Annotated in this window: 19 protein-coding genes; 1 reads left to right on the forward strand and 18 read right to left on the reverse strand. The window is 41.6% G+C overall.

All coding sequences use genetic code 11. The features are described 5' to 3' along the window. Positions 1–7 precede the first annotated feature (7 nt). The 16 genes from nusB to Len3610_RS06530 form a co-directional block, all read right to left on the reverse strand. The gene (gene nusB, locus Len3610_RS06455; RefSeq protein ID WP_176447229.1) at positions 8–388 is read right to left on the reverse strand and encodes a transcription antitermination factor NusB; all 381 of its coding nucleotides are present in this window, start codon (positions 386–388) and stop codon (positions 8–10) included. Between the two features lie 659 nt (positions 389–1,047). Further along, a complete protein-coding gene (locus Len3610_RS06460; protein ID WP_176447230.1) occupies positions 1,048–1,434 on the reverse strand; it encodes an Asp23/Gls24 family envelope stress response protein in 387 nt (128 codons plus the stop codon). Then, positions 1,434–2,795, reverse strand: coding sequence for an acetyl-CoA carboxylase biotin carboxylase subunit (accC, locus tag Len3610_RS06465; RefSeq protein ID WP_176447231.1), 1,362 nt, complete (start codon positions 2,793–2,795; stop codon positions 1,434–1,436). Before accC ends, Len3610_RS06460 begins: the two co-directional genes overlap by 1 nt. Before the next feature lie 13 nt (positions 2,796–2,808). Further along, the gene (gene accB, locus Len3610_RS06470) at positions 2,809–3,315 is read right to left on the reverse strand and encodes an acetyl-CoA carboxylase biotin carboxyl carrier protein (protein ID WP_176447232.1); all 507 of its coding nucleotides are present in this window, start codon (positions 3,313–3,315) and stop codon (positions 2,809–2,811) included. A 582-nt stretch (positions 3,316–3,897) separates the two neighbouring features. Further along, entirely contained in the window at positions 3,898–4,473 is a 576-nt protein-coding gene (locus Len3610_RS06475; protein WP_176447233.1) for a SpoIIIAH-like family protein, read from the reverse strand. Between the two features lie 12 nt (positions 4,474–4,485). Next, entirely contained in the window at positions 4,486–5,121 is a 636-nt protein-coding gene (gene spoIIIAG / locus Len3610_RS06480) for a stage III sporulation protein AG (protein WP_255259813.1), read from the reverse strand. After that, positions 5,118–5,750 (reverse strand): stage III sporulation protein AF, encoded by a 633-nt coding sequence (gene spoIIIAF, locus Len3610_RS06485; protein WP_176447235.1) that lies wholly within the window; start codon positions 5,748–5,750, stop codon positions 5,118–5,120. The genes spoIIIAG and spoIIIAF overlap by 4 nt, the downstream gene beginning before the upstream one ends. Before the next feature lie 11 nt (positions 5,751–5,761). Further along, entirely contained in the window at positions 5,762–6,949 is a 1,188-nt protein-coding gene (gene spoIIIAE, locus Len3610_RS06490; protein ID WP_255259814.1) for a stage III sporulation protein AE, read from the reverse strand. Between the two features lie 29 nt (positions 6,950–6,978). Then, the gene (gene spoIIIAD / locus Len3610_RS06495; RefSeq protein ID WP_176447236.1) at positions 6,979–7,371 is read right to left on the reverse strand and encodes a stage III sporulation protein AD; all 393 of its coding nucleotides are present in this window, start codon (positions 7,369–7,371) and stop codon (positions 6,979–6,981) included. Positions 7,372–7,377: 6 nt separating this feature from the next. Then, positions 7,378–7,584 carry a stage III sporulation protein AC gene (spoIIIAC, locus tag Len3610_RS06500; RefSeq protein ID WP_176447237.1) on the reverse strand — a complete coding sequence of 69 codons (207 nt, stop codon included), beginning with the start codon at positions 7,582–7,584 and terminating at the stop codon, positions 7,378–7,380. 18 nt (positions 7,585–7,602) lie between these two features. Beyond that, positions 7,603–8,115: a stage III sporulation protein SpoIIIAB gene (gene spoIIIAB, locus Len3610_RS06505; protein ID WP_176447238.1), complete on the reverse strand. Its 513-nt coding sequence runs from the start codon at positions 8,113–8,115 to the stop codon at positions 7,603–7,605. After that, positions 8,060–9,037: a stage III sporulation protein AA gene (spoIIIAA, locus tag Len3610_RS06510; protein ID WP_176447239.1), complete on the reverse strand. Its 978-nt coding sequence runs from the start codon at positions 9,035–9,037 to the stop codon at positions 8,060–8,062. Before spoIIIAA ends, spoIIIAB begins: the two co-directional genes overlap by 56 nt. Before the next feature lie 248 nt (positions 9,038–9,285). Further along, complete coding sequence (gene efp / locus Len3610_RS06515) at positions 9,286–9,843, reverse strand: elongation factor P (RefSeq protein ID WP_176447240.1); 558 nt, start codon at positions 9,841–9,843, stop codon at positions 9,286–9,288. A 560-nt stretch (positions 9,844–10,403) separates the two neighbouring features. After that, complete coding sequence (locus tag Len3610_RS06520) at positions 10,404–11,465, reverse strand: M24 family metallopeptidase (protein WP_176447241.1); 1,062 nt, start codon at positions 11,463–11,465, stop codon at positions 10,404–10,406. An 18-nt stretch (positions 11,466–11,483) separates the two neighbouring features. Continuing rightward, positions 11,484–11,915 carry a type II 3-dehydroquinate dehydratase gene (aroQ, locus tag Len3610_RS06525; protein WP_176447242.1) on the reverse strand — a complete coding sequence of 144 codons (432 nt, stop codon included), beginning with the start codon at positions 11,913–11,915 and terminating at the stop codon, positions 11,484–11,486. 91 nt (positions 11,916–12,006) lie between these two features. Then, a complete protein-coding gene (locus tag Len3610_RS06530; protein ID WP_176447243.1) occupies positions 12,007–12,519 on the reverse strand; it encodes a YqhR family membrane protein in 513 nt (170 codons plus the stop codon). Positions 12,520–12,807: 288 nt separating this feature from the next. Between Len3610_RS06530 and Len3610_RS06535 the strand changes: the two genes are divergently transcribed. After that, on the forward strand, positions 12,808–13,194 hold the full coding sequence (locus tag Len3610_RS06535) for an SA1362 family protein (protein ID WP_176447244.1): 387 nt from the start codon (positions 12,808–12,810) through the stop codon (positions 13,192–13,194). A 13-nt stretch (positions 13,195–13,207) separates the two neighbouring features. Here the strand turns inward: Len3610_RS06535 and Len3610_RS06540 are convergent, their stop codons facing one another. Both Len3610_RS06540 and mntR read right to left on the reverse strand, forming a co-directional pair. Beyond that, the gene (locus tag Len3610_RS06540; RefSeq protein WP_176447245.1) at positions 13,208–14,098 is read right to left on the reverse strand and encodes a patatin-like phospholipase family protein; all 891 of its coding nucleotides are present in this window, start codon (positions 14,096–14,098) and stop codon (positions 13,208–13,210) included. Between the two features lie 89 nt (positions 14,099–14,187). Next, positions 14,188–14,607: a transcriptional regulator MntR gene (gene mntR, locus Len3610_RS06545; protein ID WP_176449578.1), complete on the reverse strand. Its 420-nt coding sequence runs from the start codon at positions 14,605–14,607 to the stop codon at positions 14,188–14,190. Between the last annotated feature and the right edge of the window lie 581 nt (positions 14,608–15,188).

The following is a 15,188-nucleotide window of genomic DNA, read 5'->3' on the forward strand; positions in this document are numbered from 1 at the left end:
CCCCTCTCTATGCAATTATTTTTGATAATACACCATTTACAAACTTTCCCGATTTTTCATCCCCATATAAACCAGCAAGCTCTACCGCTTCATTAATGGACACATTGACAGGTATATCTTCCCGGTAGTTGAGCTCAAAAACAGCAATACGCAAAACTGTTTTTTCCACAGAGGCAATCCGGTCAATGGTCCAGTTTTCCAGATGTTCCGCTATCGTGTTGTCTATCCTGCTTTTATACTCGGCTACACCTTCAACAAGACTTTGTAAGTAAGAATCAACTTCCAGAGATTCGAGCTGTTCCTCAATAGCCTCCTCAGGATGTTTGTCATTCATATCAAGTTGAAATAGTATTTGCATTGCTTTTTCTCGTGCTGCATGGCGATTCATTATTCATAACTCCTTTGGCAATATTCAAACTCAAAAGGCTCTTTTCGTAAATTTTGTTTCTTTTTAACCTCGTAGTCGATATAAAATGCGAAACACTGAAATATTTGAGTGTAATGACACCGCTCGGAAATACACTCCGCTGGTGTTGACTTTCTGTATATTGAATCTTCTCCACTAGAACAGAACACGACACGAAGCTGCGGAAAAATGCGACACTCCTGCTGGAAAGGAACAGTCTGAAGACCCCGCAGCGAGCGTTCAAGGAACAAAGGCTAAATTCGCCACGTCAATAGCCAACGCCTCCCGCGACCAACATCGTGTTGGCCCGCGAGCGAGGAGGCTGAGGCGTTCCCCGCGGAAAGGGAGTATTTTTCCGCAGCGACGGACGAGCACTCAGGTCCCGATAGAATTGGAGAAACACATTCCAAAAGTTGTTTCGCAGTTTATGGATTTTGTGTATAAAAACAAACAACAATCTTTGAGAAAACAGCCTTCAAAAAGAAGGAAATCGACTGGAAGACATGTTCACAACGTCATATCACTTATTTCCTTGAACATCTCTTATTTTATATCTTTTCAAATCATAACACGATTGCAGTCCCAAAAGCCAGAAAGAGATTACGATAAAAGAAGGGTCAAAAGAAATACTTCTTTTGACCTTACTCGTTATCATCCGTGCCTTCCATATGAACACCGACAACATGAACATTAATTTCATCAATTTCCAGCGCTGTCATATTCTTTAGCGTCTGACGGATATTTTCCTGAAGCTGCTGTGCCACTTTGGGGATTGATACACCAAAATTTAATACAACAAACAAATCAATAAGGATCCCATTTTCAGTCAGATCAACTTTAACGCCTTTACCGTGTGTTTTTTTCCCGAATCGCTCAACAACACCAGTTGCAAAATTACCGCGCATTGCTGACACACCTTCCACTTCAGATGCTGCGATACCAGTAATAACTTCTATGACTTCCGGCGCAATCTCGACTTTACCTAAATTTGCATCGTCACTAACGTTTAACAAAGGCTGTTCGACCATTATGCATCATCCTTTTCCATAATCGGATTTTCTTCAAGAAAATTCGTGTTAAAATCCCCATTCACAAAAACGTTATGATCCATTATTTGACGATGAAATGGAATGGTGGTATCAACACCTTCTACAACAAACTCATCCAATGAACGTTTCATTCTGTCAATGGTTTCTTCTCTTGTTTTCCCGTACGTAATTAATTTGGCAACCATTGAATCATAGTGTGGCGGTATACGATAGCCGGGATATGCACCTGAATCAACCCTGACGCCCAGCCCGCCCGGGGGAAGGTATAAATCAATATTACCCGGTGATGGCATGAAATTTTTGAACGGACTTTCTGCATTAATCCGGCACTCCATTGCCCAGCCATCAAACTCGAGATCTTCCTGCCGAAAAGACAATTTTGCATTGTTGGCTACTTTGATTTGTTCCTTGATTAAATCAACACCGGTCACCATTTCAGTTACAGGGTGCTCCACCTGTATCCGTGTATTCATTTCCATAAAATAAAACGATTGGTTCTTCCGGTCAAAAATAAATTCAATTGTACCGGCACCAACATAGTCAACGGCTTTGGCGGCTTTCACAGCGGCTTCCCCCATCTGTGCACGGATTTCAGGGGTCAAAGCCGGAGACGGTGTTTCTTCAATCAATTTTTGAAGTCTTCGCTGTATTGTGCAATCCCGCTCGCCAAGATGTACAATATGACCGTGTTGGTCGGCCAGAACCTGGATTTCCACATGACGGAAATCCTCAATAAATTTCTCCAGGTAAACACCTGGGTTCCCGAATGATTTTTCAGCTTCTTCCTGTGTTACCCGTATGCCCTTGATCAGATCTTCTTCTGTTCTGGCAACACGAATACCTTTACCGCCGCCACCGGCAGTTGCTTTAATGATGACCGGATAGCCTAATTGATCAGCTATTTCAATGCCTTCATCCTCACTGTCAATGACGCCTTCTGATCCCGGTACGATTGGTACATCAGCTGCTTTCATCGTTTCCCGTGCAACATCCTTGATACCCATTTTCTGAATGGCTTCAGCGGGCGGACCAATAAATGTGATGTTACAAGCATTGCAAATCTCTACAAAGTCAGCATTCTCCGCCAGAAAACCGTATCCCGGGTGGATAGCATCGACTTCTGTCAATGTCGCGACACTCATGATATTCGTGAAATTTAAATAACTGTCTTTACTTAGCGGAGGCCCAATACAATAGGCCTCATCAGCTAATTGCACATGCAGGGCATCTTTATCTGCTTCAGAGTAAACAGCAACGGTTACAATATTCATCTCTTTACATGCCCGTATGATGCGAACCGCTATTTCCCCTCTATTCGCAATAAGTATTTTTTTAATCACCTATGACATCCCCTTATTTTGTCTTCACTCTGAATAATGGTTGACCGTATTCCACCAATTCACCGTCTTCTACCAATACTTCTGTAATTTCCCCGGTTGTTTCCGCTTCAATCTCATTAAATAGTTTCATGGCTTCAACAATACAAACAACGGTTTCTGCTTCGACCTTTGAACCTTGTTTCACATACACATCGCTTTCCGGATTTGGTTTAGTATAAAAAGTACCTACCATTGGCGAAACAATTTCCTGATCAAAATCCGCTGTATTCTCTTCAGCTGATTTTTCGGGTTTAAGGTTTTCCTCTTTTGGCTCTGTTCGGACTGCTTCAGGTTCTGCAGTTTTAACCGGTTCTGCCGGCTGCTCGATCGTTTCGGCTGATTTGGCATTAGCAGCAGCAACCGTGTGTCCATTTGATTTTTTCATTGAAACAGTCGTCCCATTTGTTTCATAAGTGAATTCATCAATTGCAGATTGATCGATCAATTTTATTAATTCACGTATTTCCTGTACTTTCAACATGTCTGGCACCCCTTCGTTTATTACAGTTTAATAACAAGTACTAATAATTCCTTTTAAGTGCGTGTTCAAAAAGGAGGATAAAAAGGACCGAGAAGTTCGAGGCGGCGTAGTTTCGAGCAGCGGAATGTATGCCTTTAGATACATGAGCAGACGCTCTAGCACGCAGGAAAAGTGTTTTTCTTTTCCAAGGAGCGGAGAAATAAGCCAACGAGCTTCTCGCGCGTGTGGTGACTTCTGCGCCCGCCACAGGACGTGGGCGGTTTTAGCAGAAGTTCCCCTATCGATGCGTCATTTTTACTGGACTTTTTGAACAACCTCTTTAATATTTTACGATAAATTGAATTAAAACATCAACCGGGACTTCTTTGTGAAACGGTTTCAGTAATGTCATTATATCAATCTTCATCAGATTATGCGAATGTTAATCAGAAAATCTCAGGCCCAGCCTCGTCTTTACAGAGGTCAGATGCCGTAAGTCAGAGTTGAAGAAATCGGCGAGTTAGCCGATTTCCGTATCATCCGAAATTTTTCGATAAAAAAACCGGGAGCGCTTTCCACCCGGTTTTAATCAACATATTAAGGTTAGCCTTCAGCTGGCTGATAGTCCACATCTACTGTTACATCTCCAAACTCATCACGGACCATTTGCATAATGTTGACAACTTCAGAGTTGCTCAACTGTTCCGTTTGCTTGACGTGGACAAGAACTTTATCATCCTCATGTCTGACTAGGACGTCACTGTAATCAGCTGCTGCAATAATGGACTCTTCCAGAACCGATTCTTTTCTTGAGATTTCATCAAGCTGATTCATCTCATCTCTGGCCTCATTTTTCTCTTCAACACTTGCTGAGCTTGATGCCACAACATCGTTTAACCGATCTTTCGATTGACTGCGCTCATCCTGAATTTCCATCCTTATTGTGGTGAATAGCTGATCTTCTCCTAAATTGGATATATCATCCACATTTGCATCCTGTTCGCCTTCCGTTGCTTCATCCTCTGAAGTATCAGTAGAAGCTGCTTCCTCTGACGTATTTTCTCCCTGATCAAAATAAGCCAGATCCCCACCGTTATCAGGTGACGTCATGTAATAAACGCTTAGTACAATCATTAAACTTAACATTGTCAAAAGCCATACCGTTTGTTTTTTTAACATTATGAAACCCTCCTAATTTTTTGGCATTACAGATACTCTATGTGTTGGAACATCAAGCACACGGGAAACCGCCTCAACCACCCATTCTTCTACTGTTGCATGATCAACCCCTTGAGCAACAACGAAAACCCCCCTTACATCCGGTTTTTCTGTTCGGACAATCAGTGGCACTTCTTTATCTCCCTGATTCACTAACACAACCTGTGACTCTTCTTGCGTATCTTCTATATCTCTCGTACCGCCGTTTGTATCCGATTCTTCGGTTAATTGCTGGTTGCTTATCAGATTTTTTTCAAATACTTTTTCCCGCGTTGACTCGAGATTGACCATCACTTCAGTTTCAGAAACACCTTGTATCTGGTTCAGCATGTTCTGAAGATCGTCTTCATAACTGGTTTCGATTTCGCCTACATTCGACGTTTCGGATGAGTTATCTGAAAATGTTTCATCGGAAGTCTGTTCTTCCACATTGTCCTGATTATTTTGAATGGGTGGTTCATCATCATCAGCTTCTGTTGATGAAAATATATTTCCAATGATAATCAACAACAATCCCATTAAGCCGATGACAATAATATAACCTGCTTTTTTGGACGGCTTATCTGTCGAATCTGAGCTCTGCAAAAGTTTTTTTAATTGATTTTTCAAGATGACCCTCCCTCCCCTATAATGGTGATCTTCTCTTTCTCTACATCCCATAAATCCTGAAGCAGTTGTTTAATCCCTTCCACATCAAGATCCACTTCTTCTTCAGAAGGCTCATCAGTATCTATGACTACATCTTCAACTGCATCCACTCCCCCCTCACCTGGTTGTGATTCCTGCAATGTTACATTGATTTCATCCAGGTTCTCATCCAGGTTTTCATATGTAAGGTCAGCATCCCCGGAAATTTGCAAATCGATTTGTATTATTTCCTGCTCATATTCCTGCTGCAAAGAGCTGTTAGCTAAATCTTTCAGTTGGACAGCCATCTGTTCTAAAATATATGCATGTTGGGAAGCTTGTATTTCACTTTTTTGCGTTTTCATTAAATTTTCTGTCTGAACCATCTCATCCTGCTCGCTTTCAATCTGTTCCATGGATCCCTCCAGTGCCTGTCTAATGTCCATATCAAACAAATAAAATACCGGTTTTAAAATTAGGAGAATTAGAATCAGACCAACAACCAATTTGACATATTTTTTCATTGAAGTTGCCGGAACAAGCAAATCAACGACAGATGCCAGCAGTAAAAATATGATGATTTGTGTTACCCATTCAATCAGTACATCCATTGTCCGACCCCCTAACGAAGGAGAATTGTTATATTGCTTGCGGCAACTAAAATAACAATTGACAGAAAGAACATTAATGTGACAGCTAATAAACAGGCAAGAATAAATACGATATATTTACCGATTGTATCCAATGCTGTAATAACCGGACCATCACCAACAGGCTGCAGGATAGCTGCGGCCAGTTTATAAACAAGAGCAATGGCAAATATTTTCAGCGCCGGAAATACGGCAATCAATATGACGATCAATACACCGACAATGCCAACAGCATTTTTTAATAATAACGACGCGCTTAAAATCGTGTCTGTCGCATCCGTGAACGTCCTCCCGACGACCGGTATAAAATTGCCGGTAATGAATTTCGTTGTTTTCATGGCAACGCCGTCCTGAATAGCACTTGACGCTCCCTGGACAGACATAACACCCAGAAAGATTGTTAAAAATACACCTAATGTTCCCATTCCAACTTGTTTGAACAGATTTGCAAGATTCGTAACTTTATAATTGTCATTTAAACTGCTGACAATCAGTAAAAGTGCAGCCAGAAATAATAACGGCAAAATAAATTTAGAGACAAGTACGCCACTCACGTTAATAAGAAATATGATAATCGGATGAAAGAAAGACACCGTTATAACATTGCCGAGGGTGGCCATAATGCCGAGAACAAGCGGTAATAAAGCAATCATAAAGCTGCTCATCATGTCGATCGCATCACTGGCATAGGAAACCGCCGAATAAAAACTGTTAAGAGCCAAATAGATCAGTACGATATAGACAACATAATAGGCAATTTTACTGACCGCACTTTTTTCAAATGCTGTATGCATCGTTTGTAAAATAACCGAGAATAATGTCAGCATGAGCAGTGTACCTAATAATTTCCCATTCAGGATCAGCTCATGCAGCAAATACTCAACAAGACCCCGTAATGTATTTTCTATGGAAAAAGATCCGTTGTCTTTAATAAATTCATAGATACTCGTTTTCTCAAGCTCTGGTACATAGCCCCCATAGTCATCAATAAGCGTGCTCCAGTACGATTCAACCCCGTCAAGCTGAACATCATTCAGTATTTGTTCTTCGATATCTTCCGGATTCATTTCTTCCTGATTTTCGTCCGCTGAAACAGTCGTTTGTCCTATCAGGAGTAACAGTAACATGAAAGTGATCCCGACTATCTTATTTCGTTTCACTCAGCGCATAACCCCTTTCCCGGACTGATTCAGACCGAATCGACGAAGCTCAGGATTGCTTCGATAACTGCCGTAATAATAGGAATAGCCAATAAAAGAATAAATATCTTTCCGGCGAGTTCGATTTTGGCTGCTACCGACTGGAGGCCGGCATCCTTCGTGAGGTTAGCTCCAAGCTCTGTAATGTAAGCTATCCCGATGATTTTTAAGATGGTCTCCATATACATGCCATCAACATTGGCTCTATTCCCCAATGACTCAATCAGCTGAAAAATAACACCAATTTGTTGAATAACAATCAGAAAGATAAGGATTGTCGTGATGAGTACTAAAAAAAAGGCAAAGGAAGCATTGAGCTCCTTCAATACGATGTAAAGAATACTGGTAATGATCCCGATAGCGACGATCTGGAAGATATCCATTTGTAACTACCCCTGGAAAAGGAATACGGATTTTATCTGCTCAAATAGATCAGAAAGACCATCAATGACAATAACCAATACAATAATAAATCCTACCAGTGTTGCAAATTGTGCGATTTCTTCCTTACCCATTTGCTTCAATATCGTGTGTATGAGGGCAACAATAATGCCAATCCCTGCAATTTGAAATAATATGGATGCATCAATAGCCATAGAAGTACTCCTTTCCCTCTAAATAAGCAGCAATACGATGAAGATACCAGACAGAAGACCTAAACTTTTTGCCATTTTACTGTATTTATACTGCTGTTCCCGAGCATCATCCAATTCCCGGTCCAAGTGTTTAATCGTCAAATGAATATGCTTTTGCTGCTGATCAAAATCATGCTGTCCCAGTGTTCTTCCAAACTGCTTCAGTATTTCACCCTCATTGGCGTCCAGTGCAGATGTATTCATTAACACATCGACATGCTCGGCCCAAATACTGTACAATTCAACATTATGCTTGCGCAGCGAAACATCCAATTTATTAAAAAATGCACTCGCAGGCTGCGGAATCTGCATCGCTATTGTCGCGAACACATCCGGTAAGGGCAGCTGACTATAAAGTATTTCCGCCTCCAGAATCTGCAAAGCATTTTTCATTTGTCTGATATGCTTTGGTCTTTCATTTAATTTTGTACTGATATTAAAGCCTATCAACGTTGTCATGCCTATGAAAAGAAGCGCGCCAATCCACTGCATTCGTTACGCACCTCGGTTTCTGCCAAAGATTTTCGCCTTTTTGATTATAAACCTGATAAATATCACCAGGTTTGAGCTGCCTGTCCAATAAGACATACCGGTGAAAAACGTGTTCTGTAAACAACGGCTGTAAAGATGGGCGTTTTTGCAGTGCTTCCAGCGAATTGCCGTGGATGGTACATATGACGATCACACCGGCATTAATGGCTTCCATTAAAGCTTGTACATCCGACTGGCTCCCAATTTCATCAACAATCAATACTTCGGGGGACATTGATCTGATCATCATCATCATCCCCTCGTCTTTGGGACATGCATCCATTACATCAGTCCTTATCCCCAGGTCATGTTGTGGAATGCCTTTTTTTGAACCGCCAATTTCGGACCGTTCATCAACGATACCGACTTTGTGGGCGTCAGCTTTATTCCAGCCTGAACCAATCAGACGGGCTATATCGCGAATTAACGTTGTCTTCCCTGTTTGCGGCGGGCCTATCAGCAGTGTGTTGAGATACCCGTGCTGATAAAGATACGGGATGAGTGGCAGTGCCGCTCCAATTTTTTGTTTGGCAATCCGAATATTGAAAAAGGCTATATGCTGGATAGCTTTCACATGTCCATGAATTGTGTTTACTTTGCCCGATAACCCGACACGGTGACCGCCCTCTATCGTGACGTACCCTTCACGTAATTCATCTTCCATCCTGTATAAAGAAAATTCACTGAGCTGATTCAAGACAAATATACTGTCGTTTCTGTCCGGCCTGAAACCTTGAAGCCATTCTCTATGGTCATCAAAAATTAACTCAATGGGCTGATGAAGCCTGAAGCGGATCTCCTGCATACTATCCCAGCGATTATGAAGTTTTTTCTGGATAGCTTGTCTCATATTTTCCGGGAACAGACCCAATATTTCTTCCATCACATGTCCTCACCTTCACAATAGCTTGTTAGTAAATGTATGTTTTTCAGAATAAATTATGACTTTCAAGCGCGGTAAAAGTGCATAAAAAAACGGCCCTGACTTACAGGACCGTTTTTTAGGATAAAACGTATGACATTTGGATGATGTTTTTTAATACCGAAATCGGCTAATTCGCCGATTTCTTCAAGTCCGACTTCCGGCATCTGACCTCTGGAAAGGCGAGGCTGGGCCTGAGTTTTTCTTATTTATGCTCTGGATACATATTTACCTTCCGATGTACTGATGACCAGGACGTCACCTTCATTAATGAAGAGTGGGACCTGAACCGTATAACCGGTCTCCAATGTTGCGGGTTTCGTTCCCCCGCTTGCTGTATCGCCTTTCAATCCTGGTTCTGTTTCCGTTACAGTCAGTTCCACATTTTTAGGAAGATCAACACCGATGACTTCGCCTTCATAGGTTATCACTGAAACTTCCATATTTTCCCTCATAAAATTTAATTCGTTTTCAATCTGGTTAGTCTGCAGCTCCAGCTGGTCATATGTGTTTGTATCCATAAATGCATGCGTGTCGCCTGATGCGTATAGATATTGCATCTTCCTGTTTTCAATATGTGCTTTATTAACTTTCTCACCAGCCCGGAATGTTTTATCCTGGACATTGCCAGTCCGCACATTTCTGAGTTTTGACCGGACAAAAGCGGCGCCCTTTCCGGGTTTAACATGCTGAAAATCAACGACTTGCCAGGCATCATTATCCAGTTCGATTGTTAAACCAGTCTTAAAATCATTGACGGATATCATATCGAAGTCCTCCTTAAGCTTAAAATTTATGGCTCTTTTCGTAATCTTTGTTGTTCTGGATTCTCAGCTGATATAAACTGCGACACAATGAAGAATTAGAGTGCTATGACACCGCTCCGGAAATACACTCCGCGCACCTTAGGGCGGCTGGTGAGCCTCCTCGCGCTGTATGCTCGTCGTGTTGCAAGAATTTTCGGTGAAGCAGCACTCCTCGCAACTCGCAGCCTATTCGGTTGATGTTTCGCTTGTCGCTGCGGGGTCTCACCTATGCCTATCCTCCCGCTGGAGTCTCCGCGTATTTCCTCCGCTGTTTGCTGTTTATAATCTCATTTTGTGTTGTTTAATTAAACCTCTCTTGTGGTTGTTGATTGGAGTGGAGGGCAGGAGACTCCTGCGGGAAAGCGGGCAGCTGGACCTGAGCAGGAAGCGGTTTTCTTCCGAGGAGGCTGAAGCGTTGCCCTAAGGTGCGCGACTGCCCGAAACGGAAATCAACAAAGCACTCTGTGTCGCAGTTTATGGGTTTTGTATTGGAAACAACAGTCGTTTGAATCAGTCTTGCCTTATAACTGAATTAATTCTTTTGGTGCACGAGTCAGTCTTTCATTACCGGACTGTGTGATGACAAGATCATCTTCTATGCGGCAGCCGCCAACATTTGGCACATAAATACCAGGCTCCACTGTCACAACCATCCCAGGTTCCAATTGTTTGTCTGACCGGAATGACAGACTTGGCCCCTCATGTACTTCCATGCCAAGACCATGTCCGGTTGAATGGCCAAAATAATCACCAAACCCTTTAGCTTTAATATGGTCTCTTGTGAGGGCATCAGCTTCTTTTCCGGTCATGCCCGGTTTGATACCTTCAACACCTTGCAACTGTGCTTCCAGAACAGTGTTATAAATCGTTTTTAGCTCATCATTTATTTCACCGACAGCAATTGTTCTGGTCGTATCAGAGCAGTAACCATTCAACAATGCGCCGTAGTCCATGGTTACCAATTCCCCCGATTGGATTTCCTTTTCAGAAGCGACCCCATGCGGAAGGGCTGCTCGATATCCTGAGGCAACTATAATGTCAAAACTGGATGATGCTGCACCTTGTCTGCGTATGAAAAATTCCAGTTCATTTGAGATATCAATTTCTTTAACACCTGGTTTAATATAAGTTTGAATATGTTCAAATGCGTCATCTGCTATTTTAGCTGCCTGTTTTAAAATTGTCAGTTCGTCATCTGATTTAACGAGCCGGATTTCTTCCACGAGACCACTGACAGGCACCAATTCAGCCTCGAACATCTCTTTATATTGTTCGTAATCCGAAAATGTCACCTGATCTTTTTCAAACCCGATACGTTTTACGTTCATTTGCTTTAACTGTGTATTGATTTCCTGATGGATTAACTGTTTATGTTCAACAACCGTAAAATCAGTTGCCTGCTCATTTGCCTGTTCTATGTAACGAAAATCTGTTATGAAGCGTGCATCATTGTGACTGACAACTGCCGCTCCTGCTGTACCGGTAAACCCGGTTATATATCTTCTGTTGATTGGACTGTTAATTAAAATGGCGTCCAGGTTTTTAGCCTCTAATTTTTCACGAATTTTGTCTAATTTCCCCATCTGATCATCCCTTTCTATTTATTTTTCCAGGAAAGCTTGTGCCGCGAGTCGATAACTCTGCTTGCCAAAACCGACAATCTGCCCATAACAAACGGACGCGAGCATTGACTGGTGCCGGAAAGCTTCACGTTTATGCACATTCGAAATATGCACTTCGATTACAGGACTATTAATGGCGGCAATTGCATCGCGTAACGCAATACTCGTATGTGTATACGCAGCTGGATTAAAAATGATGCCATCATAGCCGGATTCATTCGCCTGATGCAGACGATCAATCAATTCCCCTTCATGGTTCGATTGAAAACAGTCCAGTTCACCCCCGTGAGCCTGCGCTAATTCGGTCAGTTCCGCTTCAATTGTCTGTAATGTGAATTCCCCGTAAACATCTGTTTCGCGTTTTCCCAGTAAATTAATATTGGGCCCATTCAAAAGTAAAAGACGGCTCATGTTACGACTCATTCCCTTATCAATCATAATCGTTATGGACTTCTCCAGTTTATCACAAACTAAAATGATTGAATAATGCTAAACACCGAAATTAACTTTTTCTTTCCTTTTCTGCCCTGATTTTCGTTTCAAGATAATCATAAGAGATGGAAAAACCAATAAACGTACCGTATAATATATATAAGCAGATTGTTGAAACAATTGTAATTAACTTCAGATCTGTCAAATGAGGGATGTTCGGGAAGATTGGCTGGATAATATAAAATACGATAAACCAGAGAGCAAGACCATAGGCAGCACCCATCCAGAGCGAATTAATCCTTTTGAATAATAGAAAATAAATAAACGCTGTCGCCAGCGAAAGAATTCCGATCATTAATATCGACAAAACCGAACCTAACCATGAGTCTATCCAGTCTGCAGTAAGCCAGGAACGAAGCAGATAACTCTTGGGGGCCACCTCTGAGAAGTTAAAAAAGTACAGAACAATCCCAAAAAATCCGCCTATTAATCCCCCGATAAACCCTGTCAGCAGTGATCTGGACAGAATACTTAACGGTTCTTCCTGTTTATTCTGTTCCAATTGTTTATCTTGCTTTCCCATGAAAACACCTCCATTTGTATTGTTACCAAACACCGCCAATCCAATTATGACATTTTTCGGAAAAGGCTATCTTAATAGTGGTTACCTGAGGCGATTTCTAGTAAAATAGAAGATGAAAATATTATTTAATTATGATGCATATTTATAACGTGAACGGAAACAATTAAAATAGGGTCTTATCATACAACGTGCCACGTTTTTTCCTAAAGGTTTAAATTGAATGATATAAATGCAGGTAAACGTGGTATAAGGGTAATAAGTATTGAAGAAGGAAAGGAGGATATCCCGGTGCCTAAAAGTAAAGGAACCTTGGTGGTATATGTGATTATAGGGCTGGCCATTATTGGTGTTGTCACCCAATTATTCAGCAATACAGCTTCCTTTCTGACAAACATACTGACAATGCTGGGATTTGGGGTAGCTGTGTTTGCTTTGCTCTATTTTCTTGTTCTGAGAAAAAGGGGTCCTTCAAATTCAAATGATGCCAAAAAATATAAGCAGGCGGTAAAGCAATCAAAAGCCAAATATAATCAGCAGCAAAACAAATCAGCTACTTCATCAAAATCAAAACGTCCGCAGTCATTCCCGTTAAAAAAGAAATCGGGTAAACGCCCGTCCCATCTGCGGGTGATTGATGGGAATAAATCAAAAAGAAAAAACCGGGCCAGCTTTTAAACTGGGCCGGTTTTCAATTTGGCCAATGCTTCAGAAACAAGTCAGCTTTTTGTTTCCCGATATGAATCAATTGTTCTTTTGTATCATCGGTAAGCTTAAAATCAGTTGTGTCAACATGATCCACCGGAATGAAAATAATATTATCTTTATCCGATTTGGATACATAACGGGCATCATGAGCGTTCAACATCGTGGAAAACAAGGCATGAAACATATCAAGTGCGTTTCGGATATCACGCGGTTTTTCCTGTCCCGGATAGCCGCTTAGTTTCACCCCTAATACCGGACGTTTACTTCGGTTGGTCGCATCTTTAAAAACCCATAATGGAAAATTGCTCAATAATCCCCCATCAACAATAAGGCTTTTTTTAGCCGTTTTTCCGGGTATTTTCTTCGGCATAAAAAAATATGGAAAACCGGCACTCATTCTCACGGCTTTGGCAACAGGAAAATAATTCGGGTTAATACCATAAATTCGTTTTAAGTCATCCGGAATAACGACAAGTTTCCCAAGCGATATATCACTGATAACCACTTTCAGATAATCAGGTTTCAAATCATGGAAAGTGTATATATTTTTTGCCGCCAGCTGTTTATAGATCCACTTTTCCAGTTTATTGCCTTTATAGAGACCAAGTTGGAAATAAAGGTTTATCCATTTGGAGAAAGGAATAAGCGTTGTCCATTTGGGGGGATCCAAAAGCTGTTCCGTATCCAGCTCTTGCATCATCTCATCTATCTCGTCAATCTGGTAGCCGGCTGAAAGAAAAGCCGCCATAATAGCCCCGGCAGATGAACCTGCCAGCCGTTCGAACGAATGATTGTGTTCTGAAATACGATGAAGCGCTCCAAGAAGAGCATATGCTTTTATACCGCCTCCTGAAAAAACACCGTCAATTTTCATCTGTTCTCTCCCCGATGTCTTAGTAGCCTTTTATATATATGTAAGACCACACAAGGGGAAATAGAACACAAAATTATGAGATATGTGAATTAATCCTCATTTGCCCGCATGATGCTTCGTAAATCATCGATACGTCCATCGTTACCCCTGAAATATTGCACCAGATCACCAATTCGGTCAATGGAATTCCAGCTGAGATGATGTTCGATTCCTTCTACATCTTCATATATTTTGTCATCATCAACACCGATGATTTCCAGAAATTCCTCCAGTAACTCATGCCGGTAAACAAGCCGCTCTCCAAGCTTTTTACCTTTGGTTGTCAGAATAAAACCCCTGTATTTTTCATAATTAAGATAACCGTCCTTGTCCAGTTTCTGCACCATTTTGGTAACGGATGACGGATGCACCATTAATGACTCAGCAATATCGGACACTCGGGCATAGCCTTTTGACTCCATTAAATTGTGTATCAGTTCAATATAATCTTCCATGCTCGGCGTTGGCATCGAATCACTCACTTCGCGGAAATAATTTTTATCAAATGCAACAATGTTTCTCAATAAAAGCATACAAGATATTTATCATGGAGACAAGCTTTTACAAAATGGCTCTTTTTGTAATCATTGTTGAATTTAATTCTTAGTTGATATAAAATGCGAAACACTGAAATATTTGAGTGTAATGACACCGCCTCCGGAAATACACTCCGCTGGACTTTCTGTAATATTGAATCTTTTCTCCACTAGGACAGAACACGACACGAAGCTGCGGAAAAATGCGAGACTCCTGCGGGAAAGGAACAGTCTGATGACCCCGCAGCGAGCGTTCAAGGAACAAAGGCTAAATTCGCCACGTCAATAGCCAACGCCTCCCGCGACCAACATCGTGTTGGCCCGCGAGCGAGGAGGCTGAGGCGTTCCCCGCGGAAAGGGAGTATTTTTCCGCAGCGACGGACGAGCACTCAGGTCCCGATAGAATTGGAGAAACACATTCCAAAAGTTGTTTCGTAGTTTATGTGTTTTGTGTTGAAACAACAATCTTTTGGATAACAGCCTGCTCAATAAAATGAGGAGCTGGTATGAACCAG

It is taken from the genome of Lentibacillus sp. CBA3610 (assembly GCF_013373365.1).
Lineage (GTDB): Bacteria > Bacillota > Bacilli > Bacillales > Amphibacillaceae > Lentibacillus.

Coding starts and splice junctions, on each gene's coding strand:
- spoIIIAB (WP_176447238.1), bottom strand. CDS start 8,115: ATGCAGTGGATTGGCGCGCTTCTTTTCATAGGCATGACAACGTTGATA.
- Len3610_RS06540 (WP_176447245.1), bottom strand. CDS start 14,098: ATGAAAATTGACGGTGTTTTTTCAGGAGGCGGTATAAAAGCATATGCT.
- nusB (WP_176447229.1), bottom strand. CDS start 388: ATGAATCGCCATGCAGCACGAGAAAAAGCAATGCAAATACTATTTCAA.
- accB (WP_176447232.1), bottom strand. CDS start 3,315: ATGTTGAAAGTACAGGAAATACGTGAATTAATAAAATTGATCGATCAA.
- Len3610_RS06460 (WP_176447230.1), bottom strand. CDS start 1,434: ATGGTCGAACAGCCTTTGTTAAACGTTAGTGACGATGCAAATTTAGGT.
- Len3610_RS06475 (WP_176447233.1), bottom strand. CDS start 4,473: ATGTTAAAAAAACAAACGGTATGGCTTTTGACAATGTTAAGTTTAATG.
- aroQ (WP_176447242.1), bottom strand. CDS start 11,915: ATGAGCCGTCTTTTACTTTTGAATGGGCCCAATATTAATTTACTGGGA.
- spoIIIAF (WP_176447235.1), bottom strand. CDS start 5,750: ATGGATGTACTGATTGAATGGGTAACACAAATCATCATATTTTTACTG.
- spoIIIAD (WP_176447236.1), bottom strand. CDS start 7,371: ATGGATATCTTCCAGATCGTCGCTATCGGGATCATTACCAGTATTCTT.
- spoIIIAA (WP_176447239.1), bottom strand. CDS start 9,037: ATGGAAGAAATATTGGGTCTGTTCCCGGAAAATATGAGACAAGCTATC.
- spoIIIAC (WP_176447237.1), bottom strand. CDS start 7,584: ATGGCTATTGATGCATCCATATTATTTCAAATTGCAGGGATTGGCATT.
- mntR (WP_176449578.1), bottom strand. CDS start 14,607: ATGCCAACGCCGAGCATGGAAGATTATATTGAACTGATACACAATTTA.
- Len3610_RS06520 (WP_176447241.1), bottom strand. CDS start 11,465: ATGGGGAAATTAGACAAAATTCGTGAAAAATTAGAGGCTAAAAACCTG.
- efp (WP_176447240.1), bottom strand. CDS start 9,843: ATGATATCCGTCAATGATTTTAAGACTGGTTTAACAATCGAACTGGAT.
- Len3610_RS06530 (WP_176447243.1), bottom strand. CDS start 12,519: ATGGGAAAGCAAGATAAACAATTGGAACAGAATAAACAGGAAGAACCG.